Below are 26429 nucleotides of genomic sequence, written 5' to 3'. Positions count from 1 at the left end.
GAAGCCCTACGGAAAAGTCAAAGCAAGATAACCAAGCCCTGAAGGGGCGAAATATTCTTGCGTCATTCATGCAGAACAGCTTTAGGGTAAAGCAATCAAAGGTTTTCTACATTTGACTTAAGATGGCTTTATACCTCGGCATTACGCCAGAGTGTACTGATAGTTTAGATCAGGATATAAGATTTTTTTCAAATTATTTTCCACCAACTAAAGAACTGATATTCAACCTTATCTTTGTTTATAGCCTGATTTTTTGTAAATATTTTTAAATTATTTTACCCGAAGGTTTTGCAATTAAAAATTATGCGCCTACATTTGCATCACCTTATCGGAAAGACGGTAAGTAAAACACATTTTGGTCTGGTAGTTCAGTTGGTTAGAAAGTCCCGACTTCATCGGGAAGGTCGCCAGTTGGAGTCTCGTCCAGACATAAATAAAAACGAGACACATTTGAAATTTTGGTCTGGTAGTTCAGTTGGTTAGAATGCCTGCCTGTCACGCAGGAGGTCGCGAGTTCGAGTCTCGTCCAGACCGCTTTAAAGCCCTTAGATTAGATTCTAAGGGCTTTTTTTATGTACGCTTTTTAATGGCTAGTTAAAAATAAAGGTAGTTCAGTTGGTTATCCCATAGGGATCCCTTTGGGGGAATGCCTGTCCCGACTTTCTCGGGAAGGTCGCGAGTCCAAGTACTCCCGATTGCCGGGACAGGCTGTCCAAACCATTTTTAAGCCCTTCAATTAATTTCCTAGTTTCTTGTTTATAATTGTTTTACATTGTAGAATAGACCTACAATCCATTACCATGAAATATTGCTTAATCCTTCTATTCAATTTTTTAACCATTGCATCCTATGCTCAAAAATGTGATAGACCCAAAGAAGTGTTTATTCAGTTAAACTTAAGCAATAGCACAAAAACGATCAATTCTTTTAGTCAACCTGAGACTTTTATTTATCTAGAGGATAGTAGCGAGGTATTTATTAGAACGACAGATATTAAAGAAATAAATGAGGCTAAAATAGCTGATATTGATTTTCAGTCGGTGATAGAACTTCGTCAAAAAGAAAAGGAAATAATGAAATGTGAAGTTGATAAAGCAAATGGTATCATTTATGTTGATACCAGTATCAATAGCATATTTCAAAATATCTATATGATTATCCGGGATAAGGATAGATTTTACAAATTTGGAGTTCGTTGGATTGATGGTATTGAATGATCAGAAAGAAAGTACCTGAAAGCGAGAGTCTTGATTGGCATTTTGATTACATCTTTTATAAAATTAATCTAAAAATGATTAAAGTGCTTTTCTGTTGAGCCATGATTCGCTCTGATGTGATTAAAAATATCAAATTATTGCCCGGAATATAACATAAACCATAAAAGTCTATTAATTTTGAATTGTGTTAAGCTCAATACGAAATAGTATATATATTCAAATCTTTTGGGGATTGTTAGGCTTTTATATGCTTAATATTAGCATAGATGCTGATGACCCAAAGGCTAACCATATTCCTGAAGATTTATCCTATAATGAACAGGAGAGCATTGTAGAAATTTTGGTAGAGAAAGTCCTAGGATTTGAAAATGCAATTCAAGAATTTGATGATCATGATCCTGAAGATCATAAGAGTCAAAATAATATTACCCTAGATTTATTTTTCCCTAGTCCTAAATTAGTATTAAATTCAATAAAATTACTTTCCGAATTAGAAGCAATTTTTGACAATTACCAAAGTAGCTTAGCTATCGGTTATTCCAAAGTGGATAATCCACCGCCTATCCATTATTTCCTTTAAATATTTAAATTCTTTTGCACGCAATTTTCAGAATTAATAGGTGCATTGAATTGAAAATTCGATTGATTTTGTAATGATTTGATTACGCAATCACTACCCAAATATAATTTCTAACACAATTCCATGGTATTAGCTGAAAATTCATCATGCAGTGAATTTAATCGCTGTTACAAACTTAGGACACAAAGAAATGTCCAAATGATCGGGCTAGTTCTTTAATATGAGATGCTCGAGCATTAACCTTTATAAAAACAATGTAATGAATAAATTAACCAAAAATAAAATTCACTTTATATTAGGTTTGCCTTTCACAGGTAAAACTACATACGTTAGAGAAAATTTTTCTGACAAAAAGCGCTACTACATTATTGATTACGGAGAGAAATTTTTTGAATTATATGGAAATTATGATGATTTGAATAATAATGAAAAATCATCTGCTGTTTACGAGAAAATTCTTCAAGAAATTAAAGATGTTGCTAGCCAATTCAATGTAACACTTGTTGCGGAATATTGCACAGGTTTTCATTCTTCCACTAGGAAACTAGAGAAATTGATTGATAGGTTCGAAGCTAATAATTGGAAAATTACCGTAAAACAGATGCATACCGGAATCAATGTTCATAGCTTTCAACAAAGTGCTGAAGAAGACCCACGATATTGTCCTTCATTGATATTGAATGATCATCATTACAATTTATTAAATTATTATATAGAGGAAAACATTTTGAGCGAGTAAAAAGTATGAAAAAGTTAGCTTAGATTTATAGATGGCGCTTTCAATCGTTCGCTTTACATATTTAAATACTTTTATACTTGATAACAATAATCTTACTTTTATTAAATTTAATTTTTTTGTTTTCTCCTTTTTCTATTCCATAAAATACTGGACAAGTCGTGGTTAAAATTTAGCATTGTTAATCTCTGAGCTAAAAACTCACTTTTTAAGTGGGCTTTTTTTGTTTACATTCTTTTCAGTTGGTATTCCTTCTTTGTTATTATCTTTGTTCTTTTGGAAAGATGAAGGGAAATTGATTAAATTTCATGAAGCTTCCAGAATAAATATTAATTTTACATTTGATTAAACACTAAAATAATGCTTTTGGAATTCGAACAACCTATAGTTGAATTAGAAAATAAATTGGCGGGAATGAAATCACTTGCTGAAGAAAGCGATGTTGATATATCAGATGCCATCAAAAAACTTGAAGATAAAATTGTGTCCTTAAAGAAAGAGACTTTTCAAAATCTAACCCGATGGCAAAGAGTGCAGCTGTCCCGTCATCCCGACAGACCTTATACATTGGATTATATTTATGAAATCACTGACGACTTTGTAGAGTTACATGGTGATAGAACAGTAAAAGATGATAAAGCCATGGTAGGTGGCTTTGGCAATGTTGATGGACAAACCTTTATGTTTATCGGTCAGCAAAAGGGTAGAAATACCAAACAGCGCCAAATCCGTAATTTCGGAATGGCGAATCCTGAAGGCTATAGAAAAGCTTTGAGGTTGATGAAAATGGCAGAGAAGTTTAATAAGCCCATCGTGACTTTCATTGATACTCCCGGTGCTTTTCCTGGATTGGAGGCCGAAGAAAGAGGTCAAGGGGAAGCCATTGCCAGAAACTTGAAAGAGATGTTCATGCTGAAGGTTCCGGTGATTTGTATCATTATTGGTGAAGGTGCTTCTGGTGGTGCTTTAGGTATTGCAATAGGAGACAAAGTCTTGATGTTAGAAAACACCTGGTACAGCGTAATCTCTCCAGAATCATGTTCTTCTATTTTATGGAGAAGCTGGGATTACAAAGAACAAGCAGCGGAAGCCTTAAAATTAACGGCTCCTGATATGTTAAAAAATAAATTGATTGATGGCATCATTCCAGAACCTTTAGGTGGTGCGCATACCAATTTGAAAGCTGTGGCTGATGAAGTAAAAAAGACGATCTTAAAAAACTTCAAGGCACTCGATAAAAAATCAGTTGAAAAACGAATTGAAGAGAGAATTGATAAGTTCAATGGAATGGGAGTTGTAAAATAATTTTTCCTTTTCCAATGAAAAAATGGCTTTTAAGAATGTAGCTTTTCGCATTTTTAAAAGCCATTTTTTTTATATCTTCAAACTTTAATGAAATACAGCTATGACCTGTGTCTCCACAACTCAGTCAAAGAAGGTGACTTTTGCTAGCCTAGTTCACAATTTATTGAAATAGGCTTTAAATTGGATATTATAAGTCATTTTTAAAATGAAATTATAAATAAACAAATTATGAATTTACATATAATAGAAACTGGTTTTTTTAAGTTGGATGGCGGGGCTATGTTTGGTGTAGTTCCTAAATCTTTATGGTCAAGAACTACTCCGGCTGACGAAAATAATATGTGTACCTGGGCAATGAGATGCCTAGCCATAGAAGATGGAAATCAATTGATTCTCATCGACAACGGAATAGGAGATAAGCAAAGTGAAAAATTCTTCAGTCACTTCTACTTACATGGAGATGCAAGCTTGGATGGATCCTTGAAAAAAGCAGGCTTTTCAAAAGATGATGTAACGGATATGTTTTTAACCCATTTACATTTTGACCATTGCGGTGGTGGTGTGAAATGGCAAGATGATGAGCATACTAAATTGGATATTGAGTTTAAAAATGCCAAGTATTGGAGTAACCAAGATCATTGGATGTGGGCTACTGAACCTAATGCAAGGGAAAAGGCAAGTTTTTTGAAGGAAAATATTATGCCGATGCAAGAAAGTGGTCATTTGAATTTTGCAGATAAAGGAAAGCCTTCTCCTTTTTCTCAATTCGATATTTTGTATGCCGATGGCCACACCGATAAACAAATGGTTCCTAAGATTAAATATAAAGATAAAACCATCGTTTTTGCGGCAGATTTATTGCCTTCTGTTGGTCATATTCCTTTGCCCTACGTTATGGGCTATGATGTTAGGCCACTGATAACTTTAGATGAAAAAGAAAAATTCTTAAATGAGGCGGCAGATCATAATTATATCATCTTTTTAGAACATGATGCACAAAACGAATGTTGTACTGTGAAGCATACTGAAAAAGGGGTGCGCTTAGATCAAACATTTAAGTTATCTGAAGTATTATAAAATGAAAATAGGATTGGCACTTTCCGGGGGCGGGGCAAGAGGATTTGCCCATTTGGGTATTGCCCAATACTTATATGAGCAAAATATTCGTCCCTATATGATATCCGGGACTAGTGCCGGTGCCATAGCGGGAGCATTTTTAGCGGCAGGTTACGAGCCCAAAAGAACCATGGAAATCATTTCAGATATAAATTTCCTGAAATTCTTTAGGCCAGCTATGTCTTGGTCTGGCTTGGTGAATTTGGAGAAAATATCAGATATTCTTAAAGAATATTTCCCTGAAAACTCCTTTGAAGACTTTAAAATTCCTTTGGTAATTGCCACCACCAACTTTAATAAAGGTGAAAATGTGAATTTTGATTCAGGAGAATTGATTAAACCACTTTTGGCCTCTGCCAGCATCCCCGTTATTTTCAAACCAATAATTATAGGTAATGAGTCTTATGTGGATGGCGGAATCACGAATAATTTACCAGTCAATGTTTTAAAATCTCATGTTGATTTTACCATAGGAGTAAATGTTAATCCCGTTGGGCATTCAAACCAAAATGGAAATATGAAGGAAGTTTTGGAACGCACAATGTTGATGATTATTAATTATCAAACTAAAGAGCAGGCAAAATTGTGTGATATATTTATTGAACCTCAAGCGCTTTCTCCTTATAAGGTATTCTCTCTTTCAAAAGCCCAAGAGATATATAAGATTGGTTATGAATGTGCGGAAAAGATTTTTTCTAATTTAGCCGAAGACCATCCATTAATTGAAATTAAAAAAATAGCTAAGCCTTAAACTATTGGCGGTGTTAAGATTAGTTTTAAATATTTATAGCTCATCTGCTTTTTTTTCATATCTATCATTAAATTAATATGATCTATAGTGAATATTAACAAAAGTAAATGCGTGTACCATTTAACCGTTTTCTTTTCCGTTGATATACTTAATATTCGCTTTCCTGCGTTAAAATATCCTATTTACTATCTAGGTTAAAACTAAACAAATATGAGAAAATTATCAGCATGGTCATTAGTCCTGTTTATGGGTATAATGGCCGCTTGTCAACCAAGCGAAAATTCGGACAATAAAGCAGAATTGTCCATTGATTATGAAAAATATGTACTTCCAAATGGATTGGAGGTGGTGCTTCACGAGGATAAATCTGATCCCATTGCAGCAGTAGCCATCCAAATGCATGTGGGTTCCAGCCGTGAAAAGCCAGGAAGAACAGGTTTTGCCCACTTCTTTGAACATATGTTATTTCAAAAATCAGAGAATGTTGAAGAAGGAGCATTTTTCAAAAACATCAATGATTTAGGAGGTACCTTCAATGGTTTTACTACCTCTGATAGAACAGTATATTATGAGGTTGTTCCTAAGGATGCATTGGAAAGAATCCTTTGGATGGAATCTGATAGAATGGGATTTTTCATTAATGCTATCACAAAAGGGGATTTGGAAGGTGAAAAGCCAGTTGTTCAAAATGAAAAAAGACAAAGAGTAGATAATCAGCCTTATGGACATAGAAGTTATGTGATTAAAAATGCTTTATATCCCGAAGGGCACCCTTATAATTGGGAGGTAATTGGTGAATTGGAGGATTTACAAGCCGCTACCTTGGGTGATGTAAAAGAGTTTTACAACAATTGGTATGGTCCCAATAACGCAACGCTAGTTGTGGCTGGTGATTATGATAAAGAGCAAGTAAAGGCGTGGATCGAAAAATACTTTGGTGAAATTGAATCAAGAGGAAATGACGAAGTAATGTCTCCTAAGCCTGTAACCTTAGAGGAAACTAAAAAGCTATTTCATGAAGATGATTATGCTAAAGTCCCTGATTTAAGAATAGTATTTCCTACCGTAGAGCAATATCACCCAGATTCTTGGGCCTTATCAGCATTAGCAGAAATCTTAAGCCAAGGTAAAAGAGCAGTTTTGTATAAAAAATTAGTGGAAGAAACTGAGTATGCGCCAAGTGTTTTCGCTTACAATAATTCAAGTGAATTAGCGGGTGAATTTAATATTGGAATCCGTGCAAAAGATGGTATTGATTTAGATTCTGTGTATGCGGCAGTTCAAGCAGCTATGGATGAATTCGAAAAAGAAGGCTTTTCTGAAAAAGATTTGCAAAGAATTAAAGCAAGTCAGGAAACAAATTTCTACAACGGTATTTCCAGTATTTTAGGAAAAGCATTTCAGTTAAGCACTTATAATGAATTTAAAGGAGACCCGGGTTATATTACAGAAGCTATCGATAATATTTTAGCTGTAGAGAAAGAAGACGTAATGCGCGTTTATAATCAATACATCAAAGGGAAGCCTGCTGTTATCACTAGTTTTGTGCCTCAAGGGCAGTTGGAATTAATAGTAGAAGGTTCAGAAAAAGCAACTGTTAAAATCGAAGAAGTAAAGCCTATGGATGAGTCCACCATGGCTGATTTAGATCAAGATGCTGAATATGAAAAAACTCCGAGTGAAATCGATAGAAGTAAACAACCTGAGTTGGGTGAAATGCCATTAATTACTCCTCCTACTATTTACGAGACAAAATTGGCTAATGGAATTGAAGTATTGGGTATTCAAAATGATGAATTGCCATTGGTTAATTTCAGTATTAGGCTAAAAGGTGGTGGGTTATTGGATGATCCTAACAAGCCAGGTATTGCTAATTTAGTAACCGATATCATGCAAGAAGGTACTAAAAACAAAACTCCTGAAGAATTGGAGGATGCAATTGGCCAGCTAGGAGCCAACATTGGCATGTACACAGGTAATGAGGAAATTGTCATCTACGGTAACTGTCTTGCTCGTTATTTCGAGGAAACAATGGCCATTGTAGAGGAAATGATTTTGGAGCCTCGTTGGGATACAGAAGAGTTTGATAGGCTTAAGAATGCGCAAATCAACAATATCAAACAAAGAAATGCTAATCCTAATGCGATTGCAAGTTCTGTAGCCAACAAAATCACCTATGGTGAAGATCATATTTTTGCAAAACCTTTAAGCGGTACTTTAGAGTCTGTAGAATCCATCAGTCTTGATGATTTAAAGGGATATTATGAAAAATATTTCTCGCCTAGTGTTGCTAGCTTGCAGATTGCAGGAAGTGTATCGGAGAATCAAGTTGAAAAGGCTTTATCAGGCTTGAATGAAAAATGGGAATCAAAAGAAGTGGTATTTCCTGATTATGAAATGAAGGGTGTAGATGAAGAAGGTAAAATTTACTTTGCCAATTTCCCAAATGCTAAGCAGTCTGTAATCAGAATGCAAAGATTGGCTGTGGAAAGAAATCATCCTGATTATTACCCTCTTTCAGTAGCTAATTATGGATTAGGCGGAAATTCCGGAGGAAAGTTATTCCAAGTATTAAGAGAAGAAAAGGGTTATACTTATGGCGCTTATTCCAATATTAGCTCAAGCACTCAAAAGGCTCCATTTGCGGCGTATTCTAGTGTAAAAACGAATACAACTCCACAATCAGTCGCTACCTTTAAGGAAGTAATCGAGGAGTACAAAGCGAATTATAATGAAGAGGAACTGGAAAAAGCGAGAACTGCTTTAATCAGAAAAGAGGCTAGGGATTACGAAACCCTTGGCCAAAAACTGAATGTTTTGCAACAAATTTCTTCTTACGGTTTACCAAAAGATTTCATCAAACAAAATCAAGAAGAACTAAAAGGATATACCGTTGAAGACATGAAGAAAATCATGGATACCTACATAAATGTAAATGAAATGAACTATATCATTGTAGGTGATGCTGAGACTCAATTAGAAGGAGTAAAGGCCTTAAACATCAAAGAAGTTGTTAAAGTAGATGAGGATGGAAATCCGGTTGACAACAAAATTGAAGCGATGTAAATATTTAATTCATTTTAAAGTTTAAAAGGCTGGGATATTGATTCCAGTCTTTTTTTGTTAGGCTACTCTTGATTAATAAATAACATCTCTAAAATTGGTTTTAAACAAATTTAAAAAGTGTTTTTACGGATTATAATCATGTGCAAATACCTAAAATCAAGGGGCATTGACAATATTTGGGGTTTTATATGGTATTTATTAAAGTATATGCCAGATTATATTTTGTAGTTTCTACTTTTTCATTTTGTTCAAGTCATCGCAGTCTTGAAACTGAACATCCAGAAATATAACAAAATTATTCTCTGCGAAAACTCTGCGTCTCCGCGACTCTGCGAGCTTTTTTAGCGTCTTTAGACGCCTGCGGTCAATCTTGTTTATAGTAGCAAAAAGAAACAAAAATTCAAGACAATCCGCTACCCGGTGGACATCCCATGTCCTCGTCTGGCCCGCATTCCTGCCTGCCGGCAGGCAGGTTTGTCCTCCTCCCCGCATTCTTCGATCAAAATTTTATTTGGTTTGCAGATTAAGAGGTATTTTACATGAGTTCCCTGTGTTATATTTTTAGTAATTATCGCATTTTATATGTTCTTGGAATTATTCCAAGGGACAGAGGAATCTTGTCCTATTAAAACAAAATTTCAATTGCCTTTCATAAGAAACCAAAAACACTCCATTCTACTTCTCTAAAATCCTCACTAACCTATCCCATGATTTATTACGAGCTTCAATATTGGTTTTATCACCATTTGGATCGTCTCCGGCACGCATATAGGCATGACCTGCGCCTTCATAAATTTGTACGTCATAAATTAACTGGTATTCTTTCATGGCTTCCTTAGAAGCTTCAATAGTAGCATTTACTCTTTGATCATTACCTCCATAAAAGCCATATACTGGAACTTCAATTTTGGCATAGTCTATAGCCTCTTTAGGACCAGTTCCATAAAACACCAGTGCCTCACTTAAATCCTGATTATTGGTTGCATATCGAAAAGATTGCGAACCTCCCCAGCAGAAACCTACAACGGCTACTTCTCCATTTCCTGCGGGTAGTTTTTCTAAATAATTAAATGAATTATTTAAATAAGAGGTTACTAACTTTTCATCTAATTTATAGATGGCGTTTCTCGCATCGTCAGAGCTTGGGAAATCCAAAGTTTGCTCATATTCTTCACTAAAATCTGATAGTAAATCAGGTGCAAAAGCGATAAATCCTTTTTCAGCTAATTGGTCCGCAAAATTTCGAACCCAAGTGGTGAGGCCTCTGTTTTCATGAATTACTATTACTGTTTTGGCTTTTTCAGATGTTTCAGGATATACTAAAAATCCCTTTAAAGTTTTATCACCTGCAGAAATCTCTACCCATTCATGATGACGGGGTGAATTTTCCAAACGATTTTCCATGGTATCTTGAGCTTGTAGCTTTATACTGATTAACCCACAGAAAAGCGAAAAAAGAGCGATTTTTAAATATCTTTCCATAATCATATATTTATTTGAATAATCTTATTTAATATCGACTAAAATTATTTAAAATGCAAAGATTCTTATATTATAATAGGAAGTCTCGTTTTAGAATATGATTTGTAAAATACCTTTGTTATTTAAAATTGAAAAACCATATCAAAACTTCCTTCTTTTCCGTTTCCTAGAATTCATTTATTTATTCATCTTTGAGTAATATTTATAACAATTGAAAAAGCATTATTAATTACATGCAAGAAGAAAAAGTTATCATAATAGGAGCGGGCATAGCCGGGTTGACAGCCGCTATAGAATTAGAAAAAGCGGGATTTAAACCCACTATATTAGAAGCATCCGACAGCATAGGAGGGAGGGTGAAAACTGATAATATGGGTGGTTATTTATTGGACCATGGCTTTCAAGTTTTATTAACGGCCTATCCTGAAGCCCAACACTATTTAGATTATGAAAAGCTTAACTTGAAAAAGTTTGGTCCTGGAGCTTTAATTTTGGATCCTAAAAGTGGAAATTATGTTATATCGGATCCTTTAAGACAACCCAGTTCACTTTTTAGCATGTTATTTTCTCCTGTTGGGAGTTTCTCGGACAAACTGAAAATTTTTCAATGGAATAGGGCTTTAAGAAAATTGTCTATAGACGAGATTTTTGCTAAGCCTGAAATTTCCTCCATAGAGTTTTTGAGAAAAAAGGGATTTAGTGAAACCATAATCCAACAATTCTTCAAACCTTTTTTTGGTGGTATTTTTTTGGAAAATGAATTGAACACTTCTTCCCGTATGTTGGAATTCGTCTTTAAAATGTTTGGAGAAGGATTTGCGGCAATTCCTAAATCCGGAATGAAAGCAATACCTGAAATGCTGGCCGGCCATTTATCCCAGACTGAAATCAAATTCAATCAAAGAGTGGAAAAAGTTGGCTTAAAAAAGGTGGTTTTAGATAATGGACAAGAGATAGAAGCTGATGTAATGATCATTGCCACCAAGGCTGAACAATTACTCCCTCAACTTGAAGGCCAGTTTTCTGAGGATCAATTTGTAACGAATTTATATTTCAGCTCTGATATCGACCCGATTGGAAAACCTTTAATTGCCCTTGTTCCGGATGAGGATAAATTAATCAATAATATCACGGTTATGAATAATACCTCCGCTTCTTATGCGCCTGAAGGGAGTTATTTATTATCAGTTTCGGTTACTCAAAACTATGAAGAAAATGATAAGCAATTAAAACAAAGAGTTTTAAAAGAACTGATTGAGGTATTCCCTCAACTATCTGAAGCAGTAATAGAACATCTCAAAACTTTTTATATTGATAATGCTTTGCCTCAAATTGATGATTTTCAAAACAAAATAAAACCATCTCAATCCAAGATTCAGCAAGGTATTTATCTGGCAGGTGATTATTTATTGAATGGTTCTATCAATGCTGCCATGGCCTCTGGAAGATATGCGGCTCATGCTGTCTTTGAAGATTTAAAAGGGAAAGGTTTTCATAATTAGTCTGAATTTTTCAAGAATTCAAAAGCATCTTTTTCTCCCACTTTTAGGTGTTTTTACTTAAAATATTTGAACTGTATCAGTTAGAAGTATAAGAAAGTTGTGGTGAAAACACCACAGTGGGGAGCTAGGAGTTTATTGCATTTGGATTAGTTTTCAGTTGCTTTCAAAAACTCCACAGCATCTTTTGCAGTTTCCTCTGGGATTTCCTCCATGGGGACATGCCCTGCGTTGGGGTAAATTTTTAAGGTGCTATTGGGTAAGATACTATCAAATCTGTACGCATGTTCAACTGGAATCCAACTGTCGTACTCGCCCCACATAATCAATGAGGGAATTTTAATTTTTGCTAATTTCTCAAATTCAGAGGGTGCCCTTTGGCTAAATCTTTTTAATGTAGCGGTTCGATTACCTTCATGGAGCATTAAATCATAATACATTTGAATTTTATCTTCTGTAATTTTAGATTTATCATAATAAACTTGCTCTAAGCTCATTTTAAAGAGGAATTTTGGTGTAATACTGGTCATGAGTTTCGAGAATACTGGATGATTGATTAAAGAAAAGACCGAGAAATTGTTTTGGTCTTTAAATTTCGCTGTATCATTGGCTATTCTTGCTCCGGATGAATTCAAAAGGATCAGTTTTTTGACTTTTTCAGGCTCCAAAAGAGCCATTTTATAGGCTACCTGTCCACCCATGGAATTACCTGCTATGGCAATACTGTCATAGTTGAGTTTTTTCATTAATTTCCAAAGTAAGTGGGCATAATAATCGGTATTGTATTGTGCCTCAGGATTTGGGCCAGTGAGCCCATGACCCGGTAAGTCAACAGAGATGGTCCTAAAATCTTGAGCTAAATTTTTTTGCCAACTTTGCCAAGTATGCAATGAAGAAAAACTACCATGGATTAACAAAAGTGGAAAACCTTCGCCCATTTGTCTTATATGCAGTTTATTGCTATTGATTTCAATATATTGGGATTCTTCTGTGAAGTATTTTTCCTGATTTTCTTCAATCGGAATATCAGATTTATAAAAAATGATCAATAGAATCAGTATGATGCCTATTGTACCTAATATGCTGATTCCTAAAAATTTAAGCAATTTTTTCATACATGAAGTTAAGGATTTTAAATGCTTTCAATTGTTTTAACCCTATTAATTTTTCCGTTTTCAGTTTCTATAAATTGTTGATTTAAAAATATTTTTTTGGGTACATAAAAAGCTTTTAAATTCAGTTTTAAAAGTTCCTTAATTTTTTTGATATCTCCTTCTCCTTCCAACATTAAATTCAAAGATTCCCCAAATTTTTCATGAGGCAGACCAAAAACAAAAAATCGATTTTTAATATTGAATTCAGCAAATAGGGTACTGATTTCTTTTTCGATAATTTCTGGATGAATTTTGATGCCCCCCGAATTAATCACAAAGTCATATCTGCCTAGCCAATTAAATTGAGTAGAGGAGATTAATTCCACCACATCATTTGTTATCAGTGATGTTTGCCCACTTATTTTTGGAGCATTAATACTAAGGCAATTTCTTTTATCCACTGAAAAGCTTACTCCACTAAGGGCATTAAAATATTCTTTCTTTTTTGAATTGATTAATTTCAAAGCTACATGAGAGACCGTTTCCGTCATGCCGTAAGTACTATAGACTTTGGTCTGATTGAAATGTGATTTAATTTTTTGAGCCAAAACCTCTGAGACTGGCGCGCCCCCTAAAATTATGACTTTTGATTGTTCAAGAAAATTGATTTTTTCAGGGCTTTCATCTATAATTTTTTCCATCTGATACGGCACAAAAGAGAAAAAATCAATTGCTGTTTCGGTTTTGAAGTATTTAATCGGATTGGCTATTATCGGGGCAATATGCAAATCCAATCCACCTAATATCGCCCTTGCAATCATCATTTTTCCTCCAATAAAGACAGGATTAATGGATAATAAGGCATGATCACCTTTTTCAATATTGAGCGTTTTTAAAGTCGCTAAGGCACTTGCTTTGATTTGATTTTTTTGAATTTTGATTTTCTTGGGTTTACCGGTAGAACCAGAGGTTTTTTGTATTATATAATCAGAATTTGAGTTCCAATTTTCTATAAATTCAATTATTGCCTGGATGTGTTCGTTTTTATTTTGTTGAAAATGAAAAATGAAGTCATTCGTCTTGTATTTTTCACCTTCGTAATGAATCCAAATGTCTTGAGGAATTGATGAGGGCATTAAAAATTAATTAAATTGAAGATGTAAATTTAATACTTATTTGAGTCGATATTGTAAAAAAAGAAGTTCAATATTAAAATTTCAATATTATTGTTATATTTTTATCTAATTAGCAAAAATAAATTTGGTGAAATTGCAATTTTATGCGGATTTACTCAATAATATATACTAATTTTGCTTTCTAATTGAAAACTCCAAATAATAATAATGTTACCATTCAAACTGGATAAAATTGACAAAAAAATATTGGATATTCTGCAAGTAGATGGCAGGATTACCAATGCACAATTATCGAAAGATATCGGATTATCTCCTGCTCCAACTTTAGAGCGGGTTAAAAAACTCGAGAATGCAGGAATTATCAAAAGTTATCATGCAAAGCTTGACACCGAAAAGATAAATTTAGGGGTTAGTACTTATGTAATGGTATCCCTGAAAGGACATAATAAATCAAATATTGATAAATTCATTGCGGCCATCGATGATGTGGATGAAATCATTGAATGTAACCATGTTACGGGTTCAAGTGATTTTATTTTAAAAGTAATTGCAAAGGATATTCCTTCCTATCAAAAGCTAATGTTGGAGAAGGTTAGCGAGATTGAGGTAGTGGATAGCATGCAATCAATGGTGATTTTATCTACATTTAAGGATAGCAAAAAAATGCCAATACCTGAAAATAAATAAAATTATGCTTAATAAGAGCAACCAAATTTTAGACAGAGAAGCTATCCTGAGTAAAATCAAAAGGATAGCTTTTCAAATTTTAGAGAATAACTATCAAGAGGAAAATCTATACATCATAGGAATTCAAGGAGGTGGAGCTATTTTAGCCAAAAAAATAAGTGAAGAATTAAAAAGCATTAGTGATTTAAAACCCATTTACTTAACTGTAGATATTGATAAATCTTCACCTGCCAATTCTAAAGTATTATTGAATGTAGATGTTAAAATTGCTGAAAATTCGGTAATTCTTATTGTAGATGATGTTTTGAACTCAGGTAAAACAATTTTCTATACCCTGAGGTCATTATTGGACCTTAACCTTAAAAAAATAGAAACGGCTTTTTTGGTAAACCGTGCTCATCGTTCATTTCCTATTGCGGCTAACTATACTGGGATAGAAATCGCTACTACTATACAAGAACACATTAATTTTAATTGGTCGGAAGAAGGTTTTGGTGTTTACCTAGAATGATTTACTTTTGTAGTTATTTCAATATTGCGAAAACTTTAAAGGATTGAATAATGAGGGTTTTTATAATTGTGTTTTTATTGATCATTGGATTTGCTCAAAATTCAGATGCACAACGTATCAGATATAAAAATCTTTTTCCCATTCTTCAAAGTAAAGATTATAAGACTGCCGAACCCCAACTTCTGAAATTCCTGGAAGAAAATGACGATGAAGCTAATGCCTATTTTTATTTGGGTGAGATAATCGTTTCCAAACTAGATTCTATTGAAATATTTCCTTCTACCGTAAAATTTGACTCTATGGCCAATAAAGCCATTGAAGCCTATAAAAAATCAATTGAACTGGTTGATGATAGAGAAGTAAGGAAAAATGATGATTACTATGCGGCCTACAATAGGAGAGATCTGAGAACAGGGAAGTTTACCATTAAAAAATCAGATATTCATTTGGACTATGAGAATAAAATTAAAGAAGTCGTAAAAAAGAAAGAATTAATAACGGAATTACATGAATTAAAAGACCAATCAATTCAGGAATATGAAAGTTTTGCTCAATTAGTCGAAGACTTTCAATCACGCTTTTCTGATGAGTCAGCTTATCTTTTAAGGTCGAATTCTGATGACCTTGAAGCTTCCAAAAATATAATAGTCAATTACAAAAAGTTTATTGAAATCTATAAAGACTTTACTGATAAACTTAAATCTTTAAATCATCCTTCCTATAAGCCTGAATTAAAAACCATTCATATTGTAAATTGGAATGGTTTAAAGTTACTTAAATCAGACTTTTCGGATTTCTCAATTACCATACAGGATTATGAGGATTATCTCAATAAACTTAATGAAAAAATTGAAAAGGAAGTAAAACCTCTGAAGGGCCTACTTTATAAAACTGATTCTGAATTCAATCAGGCTATTTCCAATAATTTAAAGGTTAATGATTCTTCGGAAATTCAAAAAATGAACATTCCAGAAGAATTGAATGAGGGGCTTAAAAAATATAATCAGGATGAGGTTATTCTAAATTTATTAAAATATAAAAAACAAAAGAGTCAAACTGCATTGCTGACAAATGTGAACCTACATCCCGTATTAGCAGATTCTTCCAATATTTATCAAAGAGCAAATTTAGTGGAAGAATATGAAGCCAATTTATCGGATCAGTTGGATTTAATTGAGACCATAGCTTCAAGTATTTCCGAAAGGACAAAAGAAGATTTTCAATATTTTTTGGATGGATTTAAGCCTTCAATAGAGGCCTACATCAAAACTGAAAGAACTATAGTTAAGCAAAAATTAGATTCAGTAAGCCAAAAATCTACAATGATGGCAAGGCAAATTGAGTATTTTAGTCATGAAAAGGATTCTATCTTCCTCACACCGCTTATTGCCGCCACTCATGAAAGTAAAAACTTTGTATTGAAGACCATAGAGCTTGATTCCATGCTATTAGTAAGTGGTCAGATGGGAACTCAACCTTTTCTTGCATCGGCTGGATTCAATATGCAAGTAAAATCATTTACTACAATATTGGATAGCGCTTATACCATCAACAATATGATTTTACTTAATAAAAATCTTTTGGTCAATTTAGAACCAGTTGACAATGCTGAACAAAATCGATATTTAAAATATTTTACGCCAAACTTGGAAGAACTTTGGTCTTTGGAATATGAAAATGAAGCCACTTTAGGTGATGCAAAAGTTGAGGCAGGCATATTTTTCATCTATGATCAAGATGGCAATGTACTTAAGACTCTAAATTCTCAAGGTGAAATAATAGGTAATTAATATTTTACCTGCTTTCCTATTACACTTATTAAAGCAAAAATTGCATATTTGTGGTCTGAAAGCATTTTCAGTAATAAATACGGCATTTTAAGTAAGAATTACATAACAATATGAGTAATAAAATCAATATCACTTTACCTGATGGTACTGTAAAAGAATTTGAAAAGGGCGTAACTGGTCATGATATAGCCATGAGCATAAGTGAAGGATTGGCTAGAAACGTATTATCCACTAAAGTGAATGGTCAAGTCTGGGATTCTACTAGGCCAATCAATGATGATGCTCATGTTCAATTACTTACTTGGAATGATCCGGAAGGTCAAAATACATTTTGGCATTCTTCTGCCCACTTGTTAGCGGAGGCTTTGGAAGCGCTTTATCCGGGCGTTAAGTTCGGTATTGGACCACCCATTGAAAACGGATTCTACTATGATGTTGATTTTGGGGAAAGGGAATTGCAAGGAGAGGAATTGGAGAAAATCGAACAGAAAATGCTCGATTTGGCTCGAAACAAAAATGAGTTCAAGCGTTCTGAAATTTCTAAAAAGGATGCCCTAGATTATTATCAGAAAAAAGGGGATGAATACAAGCTGGAATTAATTGACGGATTAAATGATGGGGAAATTACTTTTTATCAGCAAGGTAATTTCACTGATTTATGTAGAGGCCCTCATATTCCACATACTGGTTATATCAAAGCTGTAAAACTTTTGAATATTGCCGGTGCTTACTGGAGAGGAGATGAAAAACGTAAACAGCTAACTAGGATTTATGGCATTACTTTTCCTAAGCAGAAAGAGTTAAAGGAATATTTAGAGCTTTTAGAAGAAGCCAAAAAACGTGATCATAGGAAGCTGGGTAAGGAAATGGAATTATTTGCTTTCTCTGAAAAAGTGGGACTAGGATTGCCATTGTGGTTGCCAAAGGGCACTATGTTGAGAGATCGCTTGGAAACTTTCTTGAAAAAAGCTCAGGTCAAAGCTGGGTATCAAGCGGTTATTACTCCTCATATTGGAAATAAGGAATTGTATATTACTTCTGGTCATTATGAGAAATACGGAAAGGATTCTTTTCAACCCATAGCTGCACCATCTGATGATGATTCGAAAAGTGATGAAGAGTATTTATTAAAACCAATGAACTGCCCTCATCACTGTGAAATATATAAAACCAAGCCTAGAAGCTATAAAGATCTTCCACTCAGGTTGGCAGAATTTGGTACCGTTTATAGATATGAGCAAAGTGGTGAGTTGCATGGCCTAACTAGGGTAAGAAGTTTCACACAAGATGATGCTCACATTTTCTGTCGCCCCGACCAAGTAAAAGAGGAATTTATCAAGGTAATTGACCTTGTTCTATTTGTTTTTAACTCATTGGGTTTTGAAGATTTCGTAACACAAGTATCTCTAAGAGATCCTGAGAATAAGGAGAAATACATTGGTGGAGATGAAGTTTGGGACAAGGCCGAAAAAGCGATTATAGAAGCGGCAGAGGAGAAAGGTTTAAAAACCGTAATTGAACTGGGAGAAGCGGCTTTCTATGGTCCAAAACTGGATTTCATGGTAAAGGATGCCCTTGGAAGAAGCTGGCAATTAGGGACTATTCAAGTAGATTACAATTTACCTGAACGCTTTAAACTGGAATACGTTGGAGCTGACAACAGTAAGCACAGGCCAGTAATGATTCACAGAGCACCATTTGGTAGCATGGAGCGATTTGTGGCCGTGCTAATTGAGCATTGTGCCGGTAATTTCCCATTATGGTTATCGCCAGAACAAGTTGCAGTTCTGCCTATATCTGAAAAATATGCAGAATTTGCCAATAAGGTTTATAGTGAATTAGAAGCTGAGGATATTACAGGCTTTATAGACCACAGAGATGAGAAAATAGGCCGAAAGATTAGAGATGCGGAAATAAAGAAAATCCCTTATATGCTAATTGTTGGAGAACAAGAGCAAGCGGAAGGCAAAGTATCCATAAGAAAACATGGAGAAGGGGATGTAGGAAGCATGAGCTTGGAAGATTTTAAATCATTTTTCAATCAAAAAGTAACAGATAGTATAGAAAATAAATAATATTGAATATTAGATTTTGGATTGTAGTTTTGTAATCCAATATTTATCACGATATTTGCACATTGTTAAACAAAAAAAGGAGGTTAATATTAGTAAAATGCGAAAAAAAGGCAGCTACCGACCTAGGGGTAGGGAAGAAGAACCTTACAAGGTAAATAGTAAAATTAGAGCTAGAGAGGTCCGTGTAGTTGGTGAAAATGTAAAAGTTGACGTTTATACCATTGGTGAAGCACTCAGGATGGCTGAAGAGCAAAATCTTGATTTGGTTGAAATTTCTCCTAAAGCAGATCCTCCTGTTTGTAAAATTATTGATTACTCTAAGTTTAAATACGAACAGAAGAAGAAGCAAAAAGAGATTAAAGCCAAAGCTCAAAAAACCGTTATCAAAGAAATACGGTTTGGGCCCAATACTGATGATCATGACTTTGAATTCAAATTAAACCACGGTAAGAAATTCTTAAAAGATGGTGCAAAAGTGAAAGCTTATGTACATTTTGTGGGAAGAACTATTGTATTCAAAGATAGAGGAGAACTTTTATTATTGCGTTTTGCTTCTGAATTGGAAGAATATGGGAAAGTAGAACAAATGCCTAAATTGGAAGGCAAGAGAATGACGCTTTTCATAACTCCTAAACAAGCTAAATAAGTAACCAATTTAAATAAATAGATAAATGCCTAAAGTAAAAACAAAATCAGGCGCGAAAAAAAGGTTTAAATTGACTGGAAGCGGTAAGATTAAAAGAAAGCACGCTTATAAAAGTCATATTTTGACCAAAAAAGAAACCAAGCAAAAAAGACGCTTAACCGATATGGGACTTGTTCACAAGACCGATATGGGAAGAGTGAAAGACATGCTTAATCTTTAATAATTCGCAAATTTAAAACGAACGAAGGTTCAATGTTTAACCGGGATATATGGTTTGTCAAGTATCAGTCTTAAGATTGGTCACCAATTTCCAAAAAATTAAAATTTATGCCAAGATCAGTAAATCATGTAGCTTCAAGAGCTAGAAGAAAAAAAATCCTTAAGTATGCGAAAGGCTACTGGGGTAGAAAGAAAAACGTTTGGACGGTAGCTAAAAATGCCGTTGAAAAAGGTTGGTTGTACGCCTACAGAGATAGGAAACAAAAGAAAAGAGAATTCAGAAAATTGTGGATTCAAAGAATTAATGCAGGTGCCAGAGAGCATGGGATGTCTTATTCTCAATTTATGGGTGCTGTAAACAAAAAAGGAATAGAATTGAACAGAAAAGTATTAGCTGATTTAGCTATGAATCATCCAGAAGCTTTCAAAAGCGTGGTAGATTCAGTGAAATAAAATACTTTTTACCATTGATATACAAGCCTCATAGCTAATTGCTGTGAGGCTTTTTTAATGCTTAATTTTTCACATTCAATTTTCTTATTAAAATAAAAAGGAAGCCTAAGACTGTATATGCTATAAAAAATGGTACTATAAACTTTATGAATCCCATTGAAAGCATAATGGCCATGATCATTAATTGAAAACCTAATCCATAAGTAGAAATTAAGGTCATAAACCAATTAGGGATTTGACGGATTTTAAATGCCTCTTGATCCAGTTTATATATAATCCAGTCGAATGGTAAATACAAAACTCTAAATGTGTGGTACAATACATTTACAGTGGCTTGTCTTTCAATTGGAAATGCAGTAGGAGCCTTATTTTCAGATATCTTGCTGGTAGTGTCTCCACCGTTTGTTCTATGTCTTAGAATTACGTAATAGTAATTATACAAAGTTCCTTGCAATTGAATGCACAGATAGGAAATAAAGCCCAACCAATACGGATTATTGCCTTTATAACTTATGGTCATGATTAAAATCAAATTCAAAAGACTGTCAAAGATGGAATCTAAATATCTGCCAGAGTAGGAGGGGCTATCTTTAATCCTGGCCAATTCACCGTCCATTGCATCAATTATGGATTTTAGTATCAAACCCAATCCAGCAATCCAGTAGTATTCTGATATGATTGCATAGGCAGATAATAATCCAACTATTCCAAAGCCATAGGTAACTTGTATAGGAGAAATGCTAGTGTTTTTTAATAAGTTAGAGAGGTAAATTGCCGGGCCTCTTCCGTAATCTGAGAAGTCGAAAAACTTTTGTTCTTTATCTATTTTAGGCATTGATTTTAATCTAGTCCTACCTTTGTTAATTAAAAGTATTAAATAAGTTAAGAATTTATTTTAAATTAATATAGCTGCAATAACTTATGTATAGTCTAAATTGTTCAAGTAGAAATTCGTAAAATATTGGGAAAATTATATTTTAAAATTAATAGGTACTTTTTAGCTAAATTTTTTTCAAAAAATTACAAATTTTAATTGTGCTATTTACTTTCACTTTATACTTTGGGTTGTGCATTTTTTAAATATCAGATATCATTGGCAGAAAAGTGATTTTTTTGGACGGGCGTCCCTATTATTCCGGTATGCCGCTTATATATTCAATTCTATTTACTTATTGATATTTTTGGATATTTACCAAATCCAATTGGATGTTTGGCATTATTTTTCATTTCTTCTCGCCTTTACTTTACCCTATGCCATTTTTATATATTACGTTCAACATGATAATGATAAAGGAGTAGGAATTCGACAAAATATGATCGACTTCATGGTGGTTGGCTGGTTTGTGGGACTCATTCAATTGCTCTATATCCCAACTTTCATTTTTATTTTAGGTTTGGTCAGCAACTATGTGGCCTCTAGGGGGTTTCATAAATTTTATAGAATACTACTAGTTCCAATAGGCTATCTTATGACTTTGCCTATTTATGGTATTCAAATAAAATCAAGCTTACCAGATTTAATGCTTCACTTATCTTTAGCCTATGGATTAGTTCATTTTATTACGATTGCGTATATAAGTTATCGATTCTCAAAAAGTGTTCAATTGGTCAATAGGAAAGTAATTTTGCAACAAAAGGAAATCATTACACAGTCTGAGGAATTACAATCCTTAAATGAATCTTTGAAGACCTTGAACAATCACTTGGAAGATAAAGTGATGGAGCGTACCCAAGAACTTCAACTTAAAAATGAAAAATTGGCCGAATACACTTTTATCAATGGTCATCAGTTAAGAGCCCCAGTTGCCAGCATGTTGGGATTATGTAACCTATTGGATTATACTAATGAATTGGAGGAGAAAGAAATTATCATTCATAAATTAAAAAGCGAAGTAAAAATTCTGGATATCACTATCAAGGAAATCAGGCTTAAACTAGAAACAGATCAAACCATTTTGGAGCAGGTAAAAGAAATTGAAACTGAACACTCAAAATTCGAGAAATTAAAAGGGAAAATTCTTTAATCTCTAGGGTTTTGAATTTACTGGAATTAAATAGCGGAAAGAAAGCTGTCAGGTGTGTATTTGATATCAAAGGTGAAGTTCGCTTCTATTTTTGTTCTATAATTTCTAGAAACCTGACAGGTTTGGGCTCATTTCTTAAAATGACAAAGTGTAACTCACTAAATTTGATAAAGGCTCTAATTGTAGGTGACCATAGAATCAATCATTAAATTCGCTCATCGTTCTATTAACTCCAATAGTAGAAAATCCTAATACCATATCGCAGGCTTTGTCCATTATAAAAGGCAATTCATCAAACTCTTGCTGAGTGAATGGACTTAAAACATAATCCACTTGCTGACCTTTGTGAAAATTATCTCCTATACCAAATTTTAGACGAGCATAATTTTGTCCACCGGTCAGATCTTCAATATTCTTCAATCCGTTATGACCGGCTGATGATCCTTTAGCTCTCAACCTTAATTTTCCAAAAGGAAGTGCGATATCATCCGTGATGACCAGTACATTTTCTTTAGGGATTTTGAGTTCCTGCATCCAATAGTTCACGGCCTTTCCTGAAAGGTTCATATAGGTTGTAGGCTTAATCAAATGGATTTGCCTGCCTTTATATTTGAACTCGCTTTTCATGGCCAATTTTAAGGTTTCAAATTCCACTTTTTGCTGGTCAGCCAATCTATCCAAAGTTAAAAAACCTATATTATGGCGCGTGATTTCATATTCAGGGCCAATATTGCCCAAACCTACTATAAGGTACTTCATCGATGCAATTTTTATTTTCAAAGCCCAAAAATAAATCATTTTTATGGGAGTGCCGAGTAATTATAGGTTCAAATAACCAGATATAATTTCATTAATAGGAGCAGGCTGCGTTAAAGTCATCATGTGTGAACCATTTTTGATTATATGATTGGCTTCTACATTTCTAATTGGAATCGTATGATCTTTCGTTCCATGGATGTGGATTAAGTTATCTTGTGGATTCTCCCTTTCCCAATTGATAATCATGGACACTGTGCGCTTCATATAGATTGGATCTTTTGCCGACAACATATTTTTGAAGGTGTCCTTATTGGTATTTCTATCGGGTTCTACTATGGGCTGCAAGAATTTAGCCCCGCCCAACATTAATTTAGGGGGTATTATTTTATATATAGGAATTATGCTTTGAAAGCGGTATCTAAAGGGGAGCTCATGACGTGACTTCGCACTGGAAATAATGATGGATTGTTGGGGATTTAGAAACTCAGTCAATTCAGAAATAATCATGCCCCCTAAAGAAACGCCTATGAAAGAATAATTTTCAGTAGTATCAATCTGATTAGATATTATTTTGGCATATTCAGACATTGTAATGCCTTTCTCAGGAATTGGATATTTAATATGGACAATTTTGAATGTTGCTTCGAATGTTAAACTATCGAATAATCGCTCATCAGAGCCTTGACCGGGAAATAGGTATAGGGTGGCTTGTTTCTGGGAGAAATTTAGGTGAAGTATGCTCAGACTGAGTATTAATGAAATTATGATACCCTTAATCATCATAAGTTTTGGAAGAGTTACTAACCAACCGATTAATTTCATTTAGTTCTTTCTCGCTTAAATGTCTCCATTTTCCTTTTTCGACATCCAATTGAACGTTCATGATCCTTATGCGCTTTAAACTGGCTACCTTATAGTCAAAATGTTCACACATACGTCTAATTTGTCTGTTCAAGCCTTGGGTCAGTATAATTTTGAAAGTATCTTTCCCCAGTTGCTCTACATGACATTTTTTGGTAACCGTATCTAAAATTGGAACGCCACTGCCCATTTTTTGAATGAAATCACCTTTAATGGGCTTATTCAGGCGAACGATATATTCTTTCTCGTGATTGTTTCTGGCTCTTAGTATTTTATTAACAATATCCCCATCATTGGTCAAAAAAATCAAGCCTTCGCTATATTTATCAAGTCTCCCAATAGGAAAAATTCTTTCCGGGTAATTGATGAAATCAATGATATTGTCTTTCTCTCTCCTCGTATCAGTGGTGCATACAATGCCCCTGGGTTTATGGAAAGCTAAATAAACAAAGTTGGATTTTGGTTCCGAAATGAGTTTTCCTTTTACCCTGACCTCATCACTAGCTGCTACTTTAGTCCCCATTTCAGGTATTTTCCCATTGATGGTCACTGCACCTTCTTCGATCAGCTTATCAGCCTCGCGCCTAGAGCAATAACCTGCTTCGCTTAAATATTTATTGATTCGTTTTAGTGGCGTATCCAAACTATTAATCTATAATGTTCAAAATCAGATACAAAAATAACCACCACAAGTTTGAAAATGGCATATCTTTTGAATTTAATCCTTTAAATTTCAAATTTTCAATCTTTGCACAATGTCAGACATTAAAAATGTCGGACATTACACTTCAATCCAGCATCAACCCCGATTTCAGGTGTTTTCACCTGAAATAATGCATAAGAGGAATAACCTAATCAGCAGTTGTTTTGGTGAAAACACCAAAACTGGGGAGTTAAGCTTTTTCAATGAATATTCAAGGTTTGACGGTTAGAACCGTCTAACCGATATGACTAGAAATATTGATATCGAAGCTTTTCAAAGGACATAACACTTCAATCCAATATCAATCCCGCTTTCAGGTGTTTTCACCTGAAAGGATCCGTGGGATAAAAGAGGCTAAGTAGCAATTGTTGAGGTGAAAACACCACAACAAGGGCGTATAGCTTTTCATGGGCAATCAATGTCTGACATAAAAATGTCCGACATGTGGGGCTTTAAAATCTGTGCTTCATGTCAGACATTTGCAATGTCGGACATAACACTTCAATCCAATATCAATCCCGCTTTCAGGTGTTTTCACCTGAAAGGATCCGTGGGATAAAAGAGGCTAAGTAGCAATTGTTGAGGTGAAAACATCACAACAAGGGCGTATAGCTTTTCATGGGCAATCAATGTCTGACATAAAAATGTCCGACATGTGGGGCTTTAAAATCTGTGCTTCATGTCAGACATTAAAAATGTCGGACATTACACTTCAATCCAGCATCAAGCCCAATTTCAGGTGTTTTCACCTGAAATAATGCATAAGAGGAATAATCTAATCAGCAGTTGTTTTGGTGAAAACACCAAAACTGGGGAGTTAAGCTTTTTCATTGACCATATACGGTTTGACGGCTGGAACCATCTAACCGATATGACTAGAAATATTGATATCGAAGCTTTTCAAAGGACATTACACTTCAATCCAATATCAATCCCGCTTTCAGGTGTTTTCACCTGAAAGGATCCGTGAGATAAAAGAGGCTAAGTAGCAATTGTTGAGGTGAAAACACCACAACAAGGGCGGATAGCTTTTCATGGGCAATCAATGTCTGACATAAAAATGTCCGACATGTGGTACTTTAAAATCTGTGCTATTTGTCAGACATTTGCAATGTCGGACATTACAATTAAATCTAATTACAAGCCCGCTTTCAGGTGTTTTCACCTGAAATAATGCATAAGAGGAATAATCTAATCAGCAGTTGTTTTGGTGAAAACACCAAAACTGGGGAGTTAAGCTTTTTCATTGACCATATACGGTTTGACGGCTGGAACCGTCTAACCGATATGACTAGCAATATTGATATCGAAGCTTTTCAAAGGACATTACACTTCAATTCAATATCAATCCCGCTTTCAGGTGTTTTCACCTGAAAGGATCCGTGGGATAAAAGAGGCTAAGTAGCAATTTTTGAGGTGAAAACATCACAACAAGGGCGGATAGCTTTTCATGGATAATCAATGTCTGACATAAAAATGTCCGACATGTGGTACTTTAAAATCTGTGCTTCATGTCATACATTTGCAATGTCGGACATTACACTTCAATCCAGCATCAACCCCGATTTCAGGTGTTTTCACCTGAAATAATACATAAGAGGAATAATCTAATCAGCAGTTGTTTTGGTGAAAACACCAAAACTGGGGAGTTAAGCTTTTTCATTGACCATATACGGTTTGACGGCTGGAACCGTCTAACCGATATGACTAGCAATATTG

At 34.4% G+C, this 26429-nt stretch carries 27 protein-coding genes and 1 tRNA gene; 21 read left to right on the top strand and 7 right to left on the bottom strand.

Going from position 1 to position 26429, the window contains the following annotated elements:
- Nucleotides 1–460: 460 nt before the first annotated feature.
- From ACFE0M_RS14820 to ACFE0M_RS14785, 8 genes are all read left to right on the top strand, one after another.
- Nucleotides 461–534, top strand: a tRNA-Asp gene (locus ACFE0M_RS14820).
- 266 nt (nucleotides 535–800) lie between these two features.
- Nucleotides 801–1217 (top strand): hypothetical protein, encoded by a 417-nt coding sequence (locus ACFE0M_RS14815; protein WP_434546559.1) that lies wholly within the window; start codon nucleotides 801–803, stop codon nucleotides 1215–1217.
- Between the two features lie 247 nt (nucleotides 1218–1464).
- Complete coding sequence (locus ACFE0M_RS14810) at nucleotides 1465–1797, top strand: hypothetical protein (protein ID WP_434546558.1); 333 nt, start codon at nucleotides 1465–1467, stop codon at nucleotides 1795–1797.
- A 259-nt stretch (nucleotides 1798–2056) separates the two neighbouring features.
- Entirely contained in the window at nucleotides 2057–2536 is a 480-nt protein-coding gene (locus ACFE0M_RS14805; protein ID WP_434546557.1) for a hypothetical protein, read from the top strand.
- Between the two features lie 357 nt (nucleotides 2537–2893).
- Nucleotides 2894–3838, top strand: a complete 945-nt coding sequence (locus tag ACFE0M_RS14800) for an acetyl-CoA carboxylase carboxyltransferase subunit alpha (protein WP_434546556.1) — start codon at nucleotides 2894–2896, stop codon at nucleotides 3836–3838.
- Nucleotides 3839–4066: 228 nt separating this feature from the next.
- On the top strand, nucleotides 4067–4915 hold the full coding sequence (locus ACFE0M_RS14795; protein WP_434546555.1) for an MBL fold metallo-hydrolase: 849 nt from the start codon (nucleotides 4067–4069) through the stop codon (nucleotides 4913–4915).
- A 1-nt stretch (nucleotide 4916) separates the two neighbouring features.
- Nucleotides 4917–5705 (top strand): patatin-like phospholipase family protein, encoded by a 789-nt coding sequence (locus ACFE0M_RS14790; RefSeq protein ID WP_434546554.1) that lies wholly within the window; start codon nucleotides 4917–4919, stop codon nucleotides 5703–5705.
- Nucleotides 5706–5915: 210 nt separating this feature from the next.
- Nucleotides 5916–8771: a M16 family metallopeptidase gene (locus ACFE0M_RS14785; RefSeq protein WP_434546553.1), complete on the top strand. Its 2856-nt coding sequence runs from the start codon at nucleotides 5916–5918 to the stop codon at nucleotides 8769–8771.
- Between the two features lie 675 nt (nucleotides 8772–9446).
- Here ACFE0M_RS14785 and ACFE0M_RS14780 read toward each other — a convergent pair.
- Nucleotides 9447–10253 carry a dienelactone hydrolase family protein gene (locus ACFE0M_RS14780; RefSeq protein WP_434546552.1) on the bottom strand — a complete coding sequence of 269 codons (807 nt, stop codon included), beginning with the start codon at nucleotides 10251–10253 and terminating at the stop codon, nucleotides 9447–9449.
- A 233-nt stretch (nucleotides 10254–10486) separates the two neighbouring features.
- Here ACFE0M_RS14780 and ACFE0M_RS14775 point away from each other — a divergent pair, with 233 nt between their 5' ends.
- Complete coding sequence (locus ACFE0M_RS14775; RefSeq protein ID WP_434546551.1) at nucleotides 10487–11755, top strand: protoporphyrinogen/coproporphyrinogen oxidase; 1269 nt, start codon at nucleotides 10487–10489, stop codon at nucleotides 11753–11755.
- A gap of 146 nt (nucleotides 11756–11901) precedes the next feature.
- Here the strand turns inward: ACFE0M_RS14775 and ACFE0M_RS14770 are convergent, their stop codons facing one another.
- A complete protein-coding gene (locus ACFE0M_RS14770; RefSeq protein WP_434546550.1) occupies nucleotides 11902–12867 on the bottom strand; it encodes an alpha/beta fold hydrolase in 966 nt (321 codons plus the stop codon).
- Between the two features lie 17 nt (nucleotides 12868–12884).
- Nucleotides 12885–13982, bottom strand: coding sequence for an AMP-binding protein (locus tag ACFE0M_RS14765; protein ID WP_434546549.1), 1098 nt, complete (start codon nucleotides 13980–13982; stop codon nucleotides 12885–12887).
- A gap of 207 nt (nucleotides 13983–14189) precedes the next feature.
- Between ACFE0M_RS14765 and ACFE0M_RS14760 the strand changes: the two genes are divergently transcribed.
- The 7 genes from ACFE0M_RS14760 to rplT all read left to right on the top strand — a co-directional run bounded on the left by ACFE0M_RS14760 (nucleotide 14190) and on the right by rplT (nucleotide 20363).
- The gene (locus ACFE0M_RS14760) at nucleotides 14190–14669 is read left to right on the top strand and encodes an Lrp/AsnC family transcriptional regulator (protein ID WP_434546548.1); all 480 of its coding nucleotides are present in this window, start codon (nucleotides 14190–14192) and stop codon (nucleotides 14667–14669) included.
- Nucleotides 14670–14673: 4 nt separating this feature from the next.
- Nucleotides 14674–15180, top strand: coding sequence for a phosphoribosyltransferase family protein (locus ACFE0M_RS14755; protein ID WP_434546547.1), 507 nt, complete (start codon nucleotides 14674–14676; stop codon nucleotides 15178–15180).
- 50 nt (nucleotides 15181–15230) lie between these two features.
- Entirely contained in the window at nucleotides 15231–16970 is a 1740-nt protein-coding gene (locus ACFE0M_RS14750; RefSeq protein ID WP_434546546.1) for a hypothetical protein, read from the top strand.
- Between the two features lie 110 nt (nucleotides 16971–17080).
- Complete coding sequence (thrS, locus tag ACFE0M_RS14745) at nucleotides 17081–19045, top strand: threonine--tRNA ligase (RefSeq protein ID WP_434546545.1); 1965 nt, start codon at nucleotides 17081–17083, stop codon at nucleotides 19043–19045.
- A 97-nt stretch (nucleotides 19046–19142) separates the two neighbouring features.
- Complete coding sequence (gene infC, locus ACFE0M_RS14740; protein ID WP_303269252.1) at nucleotides 19143–19691, top strand: translation initiation factor IF-3; 549 nt, start codon at nucleotides 19143–19145, stop codon at nucleotides 19689–19691.
- 25 nt (nucleotides 19692–19716) lie between these two features.
- Complete coding sequence (gene rpmI / locus ACFE0M_RS14735) at nucleotides 19717–19911, top strand: 50S ribosomal protein L35 (protein ID WP_188467378.1); 195 nt, start codon at nucleotides 19717–19719, stop codon at nucleotides 19909–19911.
- Between the two features lie 107 nt (nucleotides 19912–20018).
- Nucleotides 20019–20363 (top strand): 50S ribosomal protein L20, encoded by a 345-nt coding sequence (gene rplT / locus ACFE0M_RS14730; protein WP_013452662.1) that lies wholly within the window; start codon nucleotides 20019–20021, stop codon nucleotides 20361–20363.
- A gap of 61 nt (nucleotides 20364–20424) precedes the next feature.
- Here the strand turns inward: rplT and ACFE0M_RS14725 are convergent, their stop codons facing one another.
- On the bottom strand, nucleotides 20425–21198 hold the full coding sequence (locus tag ACFE0M_RS14725) for a CDP-alcohol phosphatidyltransferase family protein (protein WP_434546544.1): 774 nt from the start codon (nucleotides 21196–21198) through the stop codon (nucleotides 20425–20427).
- A gap of 232 nt (nucleotides 21199–21430) precedes the next feature.
- On the opposite strand from ACFE0M_RS14725, the gene ACFE0M_RS14720 reads away from it, so the two are divergent.
- Nucleotides 21431–22387: a hypothetical protein gene (locus tag ACFE0M_RS14720; protein WP_434546543.1), complete on the top strand. Its 957-nt coding sequence runs from the start codon at nucleotides 21431–21433 to the stop codon at nucleotides 22385–22387.
- Nucleotides 22388–22585: 198 nt separating this feature from the next.
- Here ACFE0M_RS14720 and pth read toward each other — a convergent pair whose 3' ends face one another.
- From pth to rluF, 3 genes are read right to left on the bottom strand one after another with little or no spacing between them, the layout of a single operon-like run.
- On the bottom strand, nucleotides 22586–23146 hold the full coding sequence (gene pth, locus ACFE0M_RS14715; protein ID WP_434546542.1) for an aminoacyl-tRNA hydrolase: 561 nt from the start codon (nucleotides 23144–23146) through the stop codon (nucleotides 22586–22588).
- Nucleotides 23147–23206: 60 nt separating this feature from the next.
- The gene (locus tag ACFE0M_RS14710) at nucleotides 23207–23929 is read right to left on the bottom strand and encodes an alpha/beta fold hydrolase (RefSeq protein WP_434546541.1); all 723 of its coding nucleotides are present in this window, start codon (nucleotides 23927–23929) and stop codon (nucleotides 23207–23209) included.
- Entirely contained in the window at nucleotides 23919–24650 is a 732-nt protein-coding gene (gene rluF, locus ACFE0M_RS14705) for a 23S rRNA pseudouridine(2604) synthase RluF (protein ID WP_434546540.1), read from the bottom strand. Before rluF ends, ACFE0M_RS14710 begins: the two co-directional genes overlap by 11 nt.
- A gap of 112 nt (nucleotides 24651–24762) precedes the next feature.
- On the opposite strand from rluF, the gene ACFE0M_RS14700 reads away from it, so the two are divergent.
- The 4 genes from ACFE0M_RS14700 to ACFE0M_RS14685 form a co-directional block, all read left to right on the top strand.
- The gene (locus tag ACFE0M_RS14700; protein WP_434546539.1) at nucleotides 24763–24939 is read left to right on the top strand and encodes a hypothetical protein; all 177 of its coding nucleotides are present in this window, start codon (nucleotides 24763–24765) and stop codon (nucleotides 24937–24939) included.
- 450 nt (nucleotides 24940–25389) lie between these two features.
- A complete protein-coding gene (locus ACFE0M_RS14695; RefSeq protein ID WP_434546538.1) occupies nucleotides 25390–25668 on the top strand; it encodes a hypothetical protein in 279 nt (92 codons plus the stop codon).
- Nucleotides 25669–25883: 215 nt separating this feature from the next.
- Complete coding sequence (locus tag ACFE0M_RS14690) at nucleotides 25884–26084, top strand: hypothetical protein (RefSeq protein ID WP_434546537.1); 201 nt, start codon at nucleotides 25884–25886, stop codon at nucleotides 26082–26084.
- Between the two features lie 137 nt (nucleotides 26085–26221).
- On the top strand, nucleotides 26222–26429 hold a 208-nt coding region (locus tag ACFE0M_RS14685), incomplete at its 3' end, for a hypothetical protein (RefSeq protein ID WP_434546536.1).

Origin of the sequence: Marivirga sp., from assembly GCF_051117495.1 — a bacterium.
GTDB lineage: Bacteria > Bacteroidota > Bacteroidia > Cytophagales > Cyclobacteriaceae > Marivirga.
This window is presented reverse-complemented; position numbering and strand designations above follow the sequence as displayed.